Below are 11,911 nucleotides of genomic sequence, written 5' to 3'. Positions count from 1 at the left end.
AGGCTCCCCATCAGCGCGCTTGCCGCACCGGCATGGCACCTCGGCGACGCGTTTCGCCTCCTGGACCCGGCGATCCTCAGGCGCTTTGCTCAGCAACTCTCTTCAGCCAAAAGTTAAAAGCTTCTCAGCCTCTGAGCCTTACTCGATGGTTGCCCCCGAGGCCTGCACGATGCCCTTCCATTTCTGGTAGTCGGTCTTCAGCAGAGTTTGGAGCTCCTGAGGCGTCATGGCCTGCGGCTCGGCGCCCTGGGCGATGATCGCGGCCTTCATTTCGGGCGTCGCCAGCAGCCTGTTGACCTCGGCGTTGACGGTCGTGACGATCTCCTTCGGCGTTCCAGCGGGCATGAAGAGGCCATACCAGGTGCTGACATCGAAGCCCTTGTAGCCCAGTTCGGCCACCGTGGGCACGTCGGGCAGCGAACTGCTGCGGCGGGCCGAGGTCACGGCCAGCGGGCGCAGCTTGCCGCCCTGGATCTGGCTCATGGCCGAGGGCAGCGACGACACCATGAGGTCGACGTTGCCGGCCAGCACATCCATCATCGCGGCGTTCGAGCCCTTGTACGGCACGTGGCGCATCTTGATGTTGGCGGCGGTCTTGAAGATCTCGCCGGCCAGGTGGATCGTGGTGCCGTTGCCGGGCGAGCCGTAGGTGATCGAATCGGGCGCCGCGCGGGCGGCGTTGACGACGTCGGCCAGGGTCTTGAACTTCGAGTCGCTGCGGGTCACGATCACCACCGGCGTGTAGGCGACATGCGCCACCGCCACCAGGTCCTTGGTCGGGTCGTAGCTGAGGTTCTTGTAGAGCCAGGGCGCGACGACCATGTTGTCTTTCTGGCCCATCACCATGTCGTAGCCGGTGGGCGCCGAGCGCACCGCTTCGGCGATGCCGATGGTGCCGCCGGCGCCGGCGCGGTTGTCGGGCACCACGGTCCACTTGCTGGCCTCGGTCAGCTTGTTGGCCACCAGCCGCGACAGGATGTCGGTGCCGCCGCCGGGCGGGAAGGGCACGATCATGCGGATCGGCTTGGCGGGATAGGGTTGCGCCTGCGCGGCGGTGAAGGCCAGCGCCAGGGCGGCGAGGGTGAGCAGCTTTCGGATCATGGGATGTCTCGTCGTTCGGGCGCCGCGAGGATGCGGCGCACTTGCGCCGAGAGTGTGCCTGAACGAGAGCGCCGCAGTGCTCGCCATTCGAGAGGGGCGAGCTCGCCGATGGCGAGCCCGCCAGGCCGCGTCAGTGGATCGTGGACGGACCGGAATGGTCCCGCGCGTCGGTGCGCCGCTGCAGCGCGGCGATGCCGGCCATCATTGCCGCGCCGTAGGTCGGCAACGGCCCTTCGGCGGCTTCGATGGGCCGGCAGTCGCAGCCGTCCTGCTTCTGCAGCACCCAGTAGAAATGGCCGGCGATCGGTTCGTCGACGATCAGTTCGATGGCATCAGTGTCCATAAGCGGCTCCTTGGTCAGTCCATAGCACCGGTTGTACGCAGGCGATGGCTGCGCGCACAGCAACGAAATCACGCGGCGGCGCCCCGAATTGCAACAGCCGCCGAGGATGTGAAAAACGCCCATCCGCGGATCGCGGACAATGCAGCGCCGAGCCCCACGAACCGACCCGCGATGCCCGAAACCCCCGCCCCCTCCCGCCTCAACAAGCGCATGGCCGAGCTGGGCCTGTGCTCGCGCCGCGAGGCCGACGACTGGATCGCGCAGGGCTGGGTCAAGGTCAATGGCCAGGTGGCCGAGATGGGCGTCAAGGTGCTGCCCTCCGACCGCATCGAGGTCGACAGGAAGGCGCAGAACCAGCAGCAGCAGCAGGTCACGATCCTGCTGCACAAGCCGATGGGCTATGTCAGCGGGCAGGCCGAGGACGGCCACGAACCCGCGGTGGTGCTGATCAACCCGCGCACCCACTGGCGCGAGGATCCGAGCCGCAACCGCTTCTCGCCGCCGCAGCTGCGCGGACTCGCCCCGGCGGGCCGGCTCGACATCGATTCGGTCGGCCTGCTGGTGCTGACGCAGGACGGCCGCGTGGCGCGCCAGCTGATCGGCGAGGATTCGGGCATCGAGAAGGAGTACCTGGTGCGGGTCTCCTACGGACCGGTGGCGCAGAACTCGCAGGCCGCCTTCCCGCGCGAGGAGCTGGCCCGGTTGCGCCATGGCCTGAGCCTGGACGGCCAGCCGCTGAAGCCGGCCAAGGTCGACTGGCAGAACCCCGAGCAGCTGCGCTTCGTGCTGACCGAAGGCAAGAAGCGCCAGATCCGCCGCATGTGCGAGCAGGTCGGGCTCAAGGTGGTGGGCCTGAAGCGCATCCGCATCGGCCAGGTGGTGCTGGGCAACCTGCCGGTCGGGCAGTGGCGTTATCTGGGCGTCAACGAGAAGTTTTGAGGAAGCTACCCCGCGCAGGCCTTGCTGTGCGAGGCGTGCATGCCCTTCGCCTTGGCCTCCGCCTCGCTCAAGTATTCGCCTTTCTTGGTCTTGCCGTAGTAGCGGTCGCCCATGCAGTGGTAGACCTTCGTCTCGTCATTCGCCCAGACCTTGCCCGCGCCGCCGCCGGGCGCCGCGGCCATGGTCGACGGATCKGGCTTTCCAGGCGTCTTGGTGGCAGCGCCGGTGCTCGGCGCGACGCCCGACTTGGCGACCGCCGCCGACTGGGTCTCGACCGCGGGAGCCGCAGCGACTGCCGGTGCCGCGGCCTTCGCGTCGGCCTTTCCGTACCAGGTCTGAATGCCCTTGTGACCGCGGCAGGCGCCCGACTTGTTGTCGGGCGAGGCGAAACTTCCGTCCTTGCACTGGACGGTGGTTCCGGCCGGCGCGCCCGCCGGAAGCTGCTGCGCCTGGGCGCCGAGCGCGCCCAGCAGGCCGGCCGCAACCAGCAATGACTTGAGGGCGAGATTCATCCGGGGTACTCCTGAAGCGTGTATGTGGAGCAACCATCGTGCGCGTGCTCTCTGAACGCGACCTGACCAATCTTGCTGCGGAGCAGCAAAACGGGCAGCTGTTCGCGCTCGTTCCCTCATAGGGGCGCTCATGCAAGCCTAAGAAATCAGGCGTAGCCTCGCCCGCGCGGCGTGCGGAACGCCAAGGAGAGACCTGTGCGCGCCTTGCTCGTGGAAGACGRCGAAATGATCGGCCGCGGCCTCGTGCACGCGCTCGACAATGCCGGATGGTCGGTCGACTGGGTCCGCGACGGCGTGCTGGCGCACAGTGCCCTGGCCGACGGCGGCTACACCTGCGTGCTGCTCGATCTCGGCCTCCCCGGGGAAGACGGCACCGAAGTGCTGCGGCGCGCCCGCAAGCGCGGCGATGCCACGCCGGTGCTGGTGCTGACGGCGCGCGACGGGCTCGACGACCGCATCCACACGCTCGACCTTGGCGCCGACGACTACCTGCTCAAGCCCTTCGAACTGCGCGAGCTACTGGCGCGCATGCGCGCCGTGGTGCGGCGGCGCGACGGCGCCGCGCATTCGGTGATCGGCACCGCGGTGCTCCAGCTCGACCTGACGACCCGCGACGTGATCGTGAACGGCGTGCGCGAGGTCCTGACCGCGCGCGAATTCGCCCTGCTGCACGCGCTGCTCGAGCGGCCCGGCGCGATCCTGTCGCGCGAGCAGCTCGAGGACCGCATCTACGGCTGGGGCGAGGAGGTCACCAGCAACGCCATCGACGTTCTGATCCATGGCATGCGGCGCAAGCTCGGCGCCGATACGATACGCAACGTGCGCGGACTCGGCTGGCGGGTCGTGCCGGCGTGAAGGCGTCCTTCCGGCCCCGGTCGCTGCGCGGACGGCTGCTGCTGTGGCTGGTGGCGCTGCACCTGGTGGCGATCGCGGCCACGGTCTGGTTCTCGTACGTTGCCTACGGACGCCTGGTCAACAACTTCATGGACGACCAGATGCGCCTGGTGGCCGAATCGCACGCGTCCCATCACCGGCCGCCAGCGCTCGATGCGACCACCCGCGACGATGCGCTTCGCCGCGGCACCTTCGTCGTCCAGGTCTGGAGCCCGGACGGCCGTGCGCTGCTCGCCTCCTCCTGGCCCGGGCTGGCCCTGCCGCTGCAGGACCAGCCGGGGTTCAGCGATGTGCGCATCGGCACCGGGAGCGAGGACGCATGGCGCGTCTACACCGCGGAGGGTGGATCGCAGTCCGATGCGCCGCTCGTGCAGGTGCTGCAGAACGACGGTTTCCGCCGCAATCGCATCGTTCGGCGGGCCTTGTTCGAGAGCCTGCCGATCCTGCTGCTGCTGCCCGTCTCACTGCTGATCCTGCTGTTCATCGTCTCGGCGGCCTCGCGCTCGCTGCGCGCCGTGGCACGGGACGTGGCCGCGCAGGAAGTGGGCGACATGGTCGAAGTGGCCGTCGCCCGCGTGCCGGAGGAGATCGCGCCGCTGGTGAGCGCCTACAACAACCTGCTCGGGCGCCTGCGCAAGGCCCTCTCGACGCAGCGCCGCTTCATGCAGGATGCCGCCCACGAGTTGCGCACGCCGATGGCCGCGATCGGCCTGCAGATCGAGAACCTGCGCGCCCACGTGCCGGCCGGCGACGCCGTCGAGCGCTTCGCCCAGCTCGAAAGCGGGGTCAAGCGCGCCCAGCACCTGATCGAGCAGTTGCTGCGGCTTTCGCGCCAGGATGCGCCCGCGGCGGCGTCGAGCGGACCGGTCGATGTCGCCATGCTGCTGCGCGACAGCGTGAGCCAGCTGATGGTGCTGGCCGATCAGCGCCGCATCGACGTCGGCTTCGAGGGCCGGATCGTCGCGCTGGTCTCCGCGCCGCCGGCCGAGTTGCGCAGCGTGTTCGACAACCTGATCCACAACGCGGTGCGCTACGCACCGGAGGGCGGGGTGGTCGACGTCTGGCTGCACCGGGTCGACGGCCAGCCGGTGGTCGATGTGCTCGACGATGGCCCGGGCATTCCGGCCGACCAGCTCGAGCGCGTCTTCGACCGCTTCTTCCGGGCCGCCGGCGCGCCGCCCGGCGGCAGCGGACTCGGACTCGCCATCGCGCAGGCCGCCGCGCTGCGCAACGGGCTGCGCATCGAGCTGGCGAACCGGACCGATGGCAGGGGCCTGCGGGCCCGCGTGGTCCTGCCGGGCTCATCCTGAACTCATTCTTTGCTCATTCCCCGCTCAGACAGCCTGCCTAGACTGCCAACAGGCCGCCCGCGCCGCCCTTCGCGTGCTGCAGTCCGGCCCCGTGCAACTCCAGGAGATCCCTCATGCATGCTTCCATCAAGATCCTCGCCCTCGGCGCCTTCGCCGCCCTGGGGGCCTTCGCCTCGATGACCGCCAGCGCGCAGTCGGACGGCTCCGACTATCATCCGATGCAGACCAACAACACGGCACCGAACCCCGAAGTGAATGCCGGCGCCATGGCCGCGGCGCGCCCGACGGGCACCGAGTCCGTCGGCCAGTCGACCGCGGCGCCCATGGTCAGTTCTCAGCTCACGCGGGCGGAGGTCCGCCAGGGCGCGATCGAGGCCGCGCATCCCATGAACACCGAGTCGATCGGCCAGTCGACCGGCATGGCCGGCATCACTTCGGGCACGCCGCGCTGATCGGTGACGGCGCCAGGCGCTATCCTGCGGTTTCCTTCGCGAAACCCGGGATCCCGCCATGCGCCACTTCCGCTCCAGACACGCCGCCGTCCTCAGTGCGCTCCTGGGGCTGCTGGCGGCAACCGGCGCCGCTGCGCAGGGGACGGTCAACGCGCTCTGCAGCACCGACGCCGGCTGGTGCGAGGCGGCTGCGGCCGAGTTCAGCCGCGCCACCGGCATCCGGGTGCTGCAGGCGCACAAGGGCACCGGCGAGATCGGCGCCCAACTGCGCGCCGAAGCCGCCAACCCCAAGACCGACATCTGGTGGGGCGGCACCGGGGACCCGTTCCTGCAAGCGGCCGAGGAGGGTCTGCTCGAACCCTACCGGCCGGCCTACGTCAACGACCTGTACGACTGGTCGGTGAGGCAGTACGCGATGTCGGGCAACCGGGTCGGCGGCTTCTACACCAGCGCCATGGGCTTCGGCTTCAACACCGAGGTTCTCAAGAAGAAGCACCTGTCCGAGCCGCGCTGCTGGGCCGACCTGATCAAGCCCGAATACAAGGGCGAGGTCGAGATGTCGCACCCGGCCACCAGCGGCACCGGCTACACGATCGTCGCCGGCCTGGTGCAACTGATGGGCGAGGACGCCGCCTTCGACTAYCTGAAGAAGCTGCACCGCAACACCAACACCTACACCCGCAGCGGCCAGGCCCAGGCGCCCAACGTGGCCAAGGGCGAGGTCGCGGTCGGCATCAGTTTCATCTTCGGCTTCGACAAGTGGCGCCACGACAAGTACCCGGTCAAGGCGGTGGCGCCGTGCGAGGGCACCGGCTACGAGATCGGCGGCATCGCGCTGGTGAAGGGCGCGCGCAACCGCGCCAACGCGCAGCGCTACTACGACTGGCTCATGAGCCCGGCCGGGCAGGCGATCGGCGCCCAGGCGGGGAGCCTGCAGTCGCCGGCCAACCGGACCTTCAAGCCCGACCCGCGGATCCCGTCGATGGACGGCGTCAAGCTGATCAGGTACGACTTCGAGAAGTACGGCCAGGCGGCCGAGCGCAAGCGGCTGATCGACCGCTGGACGCGCGAAGTGGAGTCGCAGCCGCGCTAGCCTTGTAAGGTTTTGAAACCGGCCCGAGTCTTGAGAGCAGGTCGGCCGGCCCCAGCTCAGCTCTTGTAAAGTCGAACACTCGCCGCCGGCGAGCTGTTTTCTGTTTCTTTGATCGTTCCCGCGCCATGACCATTTCCAAGACCACACTCCCGTTCCAGGCCGAAGTCGCCCAACTGCTGCACCTGGTGACGCATTCGCTCTACTCGAACAAGGAAATCTTCCTGCGCGAGTTGATCTCCAACGCCTCGGATGCCTGCGACAAGCTGCGCTTCGAAGCCATCGACCAGCCGGCGCTGTTTGAGGACCAGCCGCAGCTCGATGTGCGCGTCGCCTTTGACGCTGGGGCCAAGACCCTCACCATCACCGACACCGGCATTGGCCTGAGCCAGCAGGAAGCCATTGACCACCTCGGCACCATCGCCAAGAGCGGCACCAAGGAGTTCATGAGCCGGCTCTCGGGCGACCAGAAGGCCGACGCGCAGCTGATCGGCCAGTTCGGCGTCGGCTTCTACTCGGGCTTCATCGTGGCCGACAAGATCACGGTCGAATCGCGCCGCGCCGGCCTGCCCGCGGAAGAAGGCGTGCGCTGGGTCAGCAGCGGCGCCGGGGACTTCGAGGTCGACAGCATCGCGCGGCCGCGGCGCGGCACTAGCGTCACGCTGCACCTGCGCGACGACGCCCAGGAATACCTCAACGCCTGGAAGCTCAAGTCGATCATCGGCAAGTACTCCGACCACATCTCGCTGCCGATCCTCATGGAGAAGGAGGAGTGGAAGGAAGGCGAGGACAACAAGGGCGGCGCGATGGTCAAGACCGGCGAGTGGGAGCCGGTCAACAAGGCCAGCGCGCTCTGGAGTCGGCCCAAGAAGGACATCAGCGACGAGCAGTATGTCGATTTCTACAAGAACATCAGCCACGACTTCGAGGCGCCGCTGGCATGGAGCCACAACCGGGTCGAGGGCAACACCGAGTACACCCAGCTGCTCTACATCCCGGCCAAGGCGCCGATGGACCTGTGGAACCGCGAAAAGAGCGCGGGCGTCAAGCTCTACGTCAAGCGCGTCTTCATCATGGACGATGCCGAGGCGCTGCTGCCGAGCTACCTGCGCTTCGCCAAGGGCGTGATCGACTCGGCCGACCTGCCGCTCAACGTGAGCCGCGAGCTGCTGCAGGAAAGCCGCGACGTCAAGGCGATCCGCGAGGGCAGCACCAAGCGCGTGCTCGGCATGCTCGAGGATCTGGCCAAGAAGCAGAAGACGGCATCCGAGAGCAGCGAGGGCAAGATCGACGTCGGTTCCGGCGAATCGGTGCCGGCGCCCGAGCCGACCGAAGGCGTCACCGACGTGGTCGACAAAAAGGCCGCCGACAGCACGCCCGCCGCCGAGGCGGCGGCCGGCTACACCGACGAGTCGGGCAAGTACGCCAAGTTCTACGCCGAGTTCGGCGCGGTGCTCAAGGAAGGCCTGGGCGAGGACTTCGGCAACCGCGATCGCATCGCCAAGCTGCTGCGCTTCGCCTCGAGCACCAGCGACACGGTCAGCGTCAGCTTCGCCGACTACAAGTCGCGCATGAAGGAAGGCCAGGACGCGATCTACTACATCACGGCCGACACGCTGGCCGCCGCCAAGAACAGCCCGCAGCTCGAGATCTTCAAGAAGAAGGGCATCGAGGTGCTGCTGATGACCGACCGCGTCGACGAGTGGGCACTGAACTACCTGACCGAGTTCGACGGCACGGCGCTGCAGAGCGTGGCCAAGGGCGCGGTCGACCTGGGCAAGCTGCAGGACGAAGCCGAGAAGAAGGCGGCCGAGGAAGCGGCCGAGTCCTTCAAGCCCCTGCTCGAGCGGCTGAAGGAGGCGCTCAAGGACAAGGCCGAGGACGTGCGTGTCACCACGCGGCTGGTCGATTCACCGGCCTGCCTGGTGGTGCAGGACGGCGGCATGAGCACCCAGCTCGCGCGCATGCTCAAGCAGGCCGGCCAGCCGGCGCCCGACCTCAAGCCGGTGCTCGAGGTCAACGCCGAGCATCCGCTGGTCCGGAAGCTGGAGGGGTCGGCGCACTTCGACGACCTGGCCAACATCCTGTTCGACCAGGCGCTGCTGGCCGAAGGCGGCTTGCCGGCCGATCCGGCGGCCTACGTGCGCCGGGTCAACGCGCTACTGGTCTGAGCCGGCCCGCGTCCAGGATTGGCCCAGCCGCCCGTCGTTTAGGCCAGAATGCCAGGCCATGGCCCACTACTGGTTGATGAAATCCGAGCCCGACGAGTGCTCGATCGACGACGCGCTGGCGGCCCCGAAGTCGACCGTGCCCTGGACTGGCGTGCGCAGCTACCAGGCGCGCAACTTCATGCGCGACGCGATGCAGGTCGGCGACGGCGTGCTGTTCTACCACTCCAGCTGTCCCGAGCCGGGCATCGTCGGCATCGCGCGCGTCGCATCGGGTACGCGCGCCGACCCGACCCAGTTCGATCCGGCCTCGCCCTATTTCGATGCGGCGTCGAAGCCCGAGCAGCCGCGCTGGCTGCTGCTCGATGTGCAGGCGCTGCGCAAGACCCGGCTGCTGTCGCTGCCCGAACTGCGCGCGACGCCGGCGCTGGCCGACATGCTGGTGCTGCGCAAGRGCAACCGGTTGTCGATCACGCCGGTCGAGGCGCCGCACTGGCGGCTCATCGAGCAGTTGCTGGCCTGAGCTCCGCCGCCGCAGCCACCAGGTTCACTTCGACCGAGATGTGGACCAGTTCCTCGTGGATGCGCAACTGCTGCTTGAAGTAGTCGGGCCCGACGTCGCCCTCGGTGGCCAGCGAGACGAGGCAGGCGTACTTGCCCTTGCCCACGCGCCAGACATGCAGGTCGCAGAGGGTGGCCGACACCGGGCTGGCTTCGATCACCTCGCGGATCTTGGCCACCACCGGCGCGCTCATCTCGGCATCGAGCAGCACCCGGCCGGATTCGCGCACCAAGCCCCAGGCCCAGCTGGCCACCAGCGCGGCGCCGACGATCCCCATTGCCGGATCGAGCCAGTTCGCGCCCCACAGCTTGCCGCCGAACAGGGCGAGGATCGCGAGCACCGAGGTGGCGGCATCCGCCACGACGTGCATGTAGGCCGAGCGCAGGTTCAGGTCGTCGTGTCCGTGGTGGGCGTGATCGTGCGCGCCATGCGCGTGGTGGTGGCCTTGATGGCCGCCGCGCAGCAGCCAGGCGCAGAGCAGGTTCACCAGCAGGCCCAGGACGGCGATCGCGATCGCCTGGTCGTAGCGGATGGCGGCAGGGGCCAGCAGCCGCTCGACCGACTGCCAGAGCATCGACGCGGCCACCAGCATCAGGAGGATCGCGCTGGTGTAGCCGCCCAGGATCTCGATCTTCCAGGTGCCGAAGGAAAAGCGGGGATCGTCGGCGAAGCGCCGCGCCGCCGCATAGGCAGCGACCGACAGGCCGAGGGCCACCGTGTGTGAACTCATGTGCCATCCGTCGGCCAGCAGCGCCATCGAATGGAAGGCCCACCCGCCCGCGATCTCCAGCACCATCATCAGCGCGGTCAGTGCCGCGGCCCACAGCGTGGCCCGCTCGGCCAGCGGATTGCCGGGGTCGAAGACGTGGGAGTGCTGCCAGCCGCGGGCCGCGTGTGAAGTCTGCATGGTCATATACTGTACCCCAGTATATCGACGCGGCCTAGAATCAGCGCATGAGCCACACCATCATGGGAAGCGCAAAGCTGCTGGCACGGGTGCGCCGCATCAAGGGCCAGGCGTCGGCGCTCGAGAGCGCACTCGGCGAGGGCGCCGAATGCATGGCGATCCTGCAGCAGATCGCCGCCATACGCGGTGCCGTCAACGGGCTGATGCTGGAGGTGCTCGAAGGCCACATCCGCGAGCACCTGGGCCCCGACGCGGGCGCGGCGCAACGCGGCGAGGACACCGAGGCGGTGGTCGCGGCGCTGCGCTCCTATCTGAAGTAGGCCGGGCCGACTTCAAGGAATCGTCAGTGCGGCGGTTCGGCGTCGGGGTCGAAGCGCGTACCCGGCGTCAGCGGCGCATACCGGTAGCTGGCCGGCGTCCGGCTCAGCTTCACCGGCGCGCCGATGCCGCGGTAGCCGCCTTCCATCTCGACCACCATCTGGCGGTGCTTGGTGTGGGGATGCTCGAGCGCGGCGTCGACCGCCAGCACCGGCGCGGCCGGCACGCCCGCGGCCATCAACTGGTCGACCAACTGGCGACCGTCGAACTGCGCCAACTGGGCCTCGAGCCGCTGCTTCAGGCCGTCGCGGTTCACCGAGCGCGAACCGGCGTCGCGGTAGAGCGGGTCGTCGCTGAGCTCGGGCAGCCCGATCGTGCGGCAGAAGCTTGCGAACTGGCGGTCGTTGCCGACCGCCAGGAAGATCGGATCGGTGCCGGTCTTGAGCGCGTCGTAGGGATAGATGTTGGGGTGCGCATTGCCGGTGCGGCGCGGCGCCCGGCCGTCGAGGAACCAGTTGGCCGCATGCGGATGCAGCAGCGACAGGCCGCTGTCGTACAGCGCCGCCTCGACGAATTGGCCGAGCCCGCTGCGATTGCGCTCCTGCAGCGCCAGCAGCACGCCGATCACCGCGTTGAGCCCGGTCACCATGTCGACCACCGGCAGCCCGACCCGCAACGGCCCGCCGTCGGACTCGCCATTGATGCTCATGATGCCGGTCATGGCCTGCACCGCGGCGTCGTAGCCCGGCAGTGCGCCGAGCGGGCCGTCGGCGCCGAAGCCCGACACGCGGCACCAGATCAGCCGCGGGAAGCGCCTCGACAGCTCGTCATAGCCGATGCCCCAGCGCTCCATCGTGCCGGTCTTGAAGTTCTCGATGAGCACGTCGGCCTCGGCCACCAGCGCCAGCAGCGCCTCGCGCCCTTCGGCACTGCCGAGGTCGAGCGCCATGGTGCGCTTGTTGCGGTTCAGGCCGTGGTAGTAAGAAGCCACGCCGTCCTTGAAGGGCGGGCCCCAGGTGCGCGTGTCGTCGCCCTGCGGCGGCTCGACCTTGAGCACGTCGGCGCCATGGTCGCCGAGGATCTGGCCGCAATAGGGGCCGCCGAGGATACGCGAGATGTCGAGCACGCGGAGGCCGGCCAGCGCGCCGGTGTTGACGGTGGATGTCATGTGGGGCTTATATGGATGCCTCCCGGATAGCAAGAAGAATTTGTGTTGTGCTGCGAAGAAGTCGGCTGCGTCCTTATATCCGGCCTTGATTGCGCGGCTCGCCTGGTTTCCCCGACTCGCCCCGCTGGCCCCCATGCATCCATGCAT

The 11,911-nt window shown here is 68.4% G+C and carries 13 protein-coding genes; 8 read left to right on the top strand and 5 right to left on the bottom strand.

Annotation, left to right across the window (positions count from 1 at the left end; all coding sequences use genetic code 11):
* Positions 1-138 precede the first annotated feature (138 nt).
* Both AC1DY5_RS23830 and AC1DY5_RS23825 read right to left on the bottom strand, forming a co-directional pair.
* The gene (locus AC1DY5_RS23830; protein WP_478115348.1) at positions 139-1,101 is read right to left on the bottom strand and encodes a Bug family tripartite tricarboxylate transporter substrate binding protein; all 963 of its coding nucleotides are present in this window, start codon (positions 1,099-1,101) and stop codon (positions 139-141) included.
* 130 nt (positions 1,102-1,231) lie between these two features.
* Entirely contained in the window at positions 1,232-1,444 is a 213-nt protein-coding gene (locus AC1DY5_RS23825; protein WP_478115346.1) for a hypothetical protein, read from the bottom strand.
* A 171-nt stretch (positions 1,445-1,615) separates the two neighbouring features.
* On the opposite strand from AC1DY5_RS23825, the gene AC1DY5_RS23820 reads away from it, so the two are divergent.
* A complete protein-coding gene (locus AC1DY5_RS23820; protein ID WP_478115344.1) occupies positions 1,616-2,383 on the top strand; it encodes a pseudouridine synthase in 768 nt (255 codons plus the stop codon).
* 5 nt (positions 2,384-2,388) lie between these two features.
* Here the strand turns inward: AC1DY5_RS23820 and AC1DY5_RS23815 are convergent, their stop codons facing one another.
* Entirely contained in the window at positions 2,389-2,895 is a 507-nt protein-coding gene (locus AC1DY5_RS23815) for a DUF3761 domain-containing protein (protein WP_478115342.1), read from the bottom strand.
* A gap of 195 nt (positions 2,896-3,090) precedes the next feature.
* On the opposite strand from AC1DY5_RS23815, the gene AC1DY5_RS23810 reads away from it, so the two are divergent.
* The 6 genes from AC1DY5_RS23810 (at position 3,091) to AC1DY5_RS23785 (ending at position 9,332) form a co-directional block, all read left to right on the top strand.
* Positions 3,091-3,750, top strand: a complete 660-nt coding sequence (locus AC1DY5_RS23810; protein ID WP_478115340.1) for a response regulator — start codon at positions 3,091-3,093, stop codon at positions 3,748-3,750.
* Positions 3,747-5,099 carry a sensor histidine kinase gene (locus AC1DY5_RS23805; RefSeq protein WP_478115338.1) on the top strand — a complete coding sequence of 451 codons (1,353 nt, stop codon included), beginning with the start codon at positions 3,747-3,749 and terminating at the stop codon, positions 5,097-5,099. The genes AC1DY5_RS23810 and AC1DY5_RS23805 overlap by 4 nt, the downstream gene beginning before the upstream one ends.
* A 113-nt stretch (positions 5,100-5,212) precedes the next feature.
* Positions 5,213-5,551, top strand: a complete 339-nt coding sequence (locus tag AC1DY5_RS23800) for a hypothetical protein (protein WP_478115336.1) — start codon at positions 5,213-5,215, stop codon at positions 5,549-5,551.
* Positions 5,552-5,609: 58 nt separating this feature from the next.
* Positions 5,610-6,644, top strand: coding sequence for an ABC transporter substrate-binding protein (locus tag AC1DY5_RS23795; protein WP_478115335.1), 1,035 nt, complete (start codon positions 5,610-5,612; stop codon positions 6,642-6,644).
* 131 nt (positions 6,645-6,775) lie between these two features.
* Positions 6,776-8,812, top strand: coding sequence for a molecular chaperone HtpG (gene htpG, locus AC1DY5_RS23790; RefSeq protein WP_478115350.1), 2,037 nt, complete (start codon positions 6,776-6,778; stop codon positions 8,810-8,812).
* 58 nt (positions 8,813-8,870) lie between these two features.
* On the top strand, positions 8,871-9,332 hold the full coding sequence (locus tag AC1DY5_RS23785) for an EVE domain-containing protein (protein ID WP_478115334.1): 462 nt from the start codon (positions 8,871-8,873) through the stop codon (positions 9,330-9,332).
* Here the strand turns inward: AC1DY5_RS23785 and dmeF are convergent.
* Positions 9,310-10,278, bottom strand: coding sequence for a CDF family Co(II)/Ni(II) efflux transporter DmeF (dmeF, locus tag AC1DY5_RS23780; RefSeq protein ID WP_478115332.1), 969 nt, complete (start codon positions 10,276-10,278; stop codon positions 9,310-9,312). The genes AC1DY5_RS23785 and dmeF overlap by 23 nt on opposite strands.
* Positions 10,279-10,325: 47 nt before the next feature.
* Between dmeF and AC1DY5_RS23775 the strand changes: the two genes are divergently transcribed.
* On the top strand, positions 10,326-10,598 hold the full coding sequence (locus AC1DY5_RS23775; RefSeq protein WP_478115330.1) for a metal/formaldehyde-sensitive transcriptional repressor: 273 nt from the start codon (positions 10,326-10,328) through the stop codon (positions 10,596-10,598).
* A gap of 23 nt (positions 10,599-10,621) precedes the next feature.
* Here AC1DY5_RS23775 and AC1DY5_RS23770 read toward each other — a convergent pair whose 3' ends face one another.
* Positions 10,622-11,764, bottom strand: coding sequence for a CaiB/BaiF CoA transferase family protein (locus AC1DY5_RS23770; RefSeq protein ID WP_478115329.1), 1,143 nt, complete (start codon positions 11,762-11,764; stop codon positions 10,622-10,624).
* Between the last annotated feature and the right edge of the window lie 147 nt (positions 11,765-11,911).

Source organism: Variovorax sp. P4_D9, from assembly GCF_056401695.1.
This window is presented reverse-complemented; position numbering and strand designations above follow the sequence as displayed.

Excerpts from the sequence above, each read along its gene's own strand:
- AC1DY5_RS23830 (WP_478115348.1), bottom strand. The coding sequence starts at position 1,101 with ATGATCCGAAAGCTGCTCACCCTCGCCGCCCTGGCGCTGGCCTTCACC.
- AC1DY5_RS23825 (WP_478115346.1), bottom strand. The coding sequence starts at position 1,444 with ATGGACACTGATGCCATCGAACTGATCGTCGACGAACCGATCGCCGGC.
- AC1DY5_RS23820 (WP_478115344.1), top strand. The coding sequence starts at position 1,616 with ATGCCCGAAACCCCCGCCCCCTCCCGCCTCAACAAGCGCATGGCCGAG.
- AC1DY5_RS23800 (WP_478115336.1), top strand. The coding sequence starts at position 5,213 with ATGCATGCTTCCATCAAGATCCTCGCCCTCGGCGCCTTCGCCGCCCTG.
- dmeF (WP_478115332.1), bottom strand. The coding sequence starts at position 10,278 with ATGCAGACTTCACACGCGGCCCGCGGCTGGCAGCACTCCCACGTCTTC.
- AC1DY5_RS23775 (WP_478115330.1), top strand. The coding sequence starts at position 10,326 with ATGAGCCACACCATCATGGGAAGCGCAAAGCTGCTGGCACGGGTGCGC.
- AC1DY5_RS23770 (WP_478115329.1), bottom strand. The coding sequence starts at position 11,764 with ATGACATCCACCGTCAACACCGGCGCGCTGGCCGGCCTCCGCGTGCTC.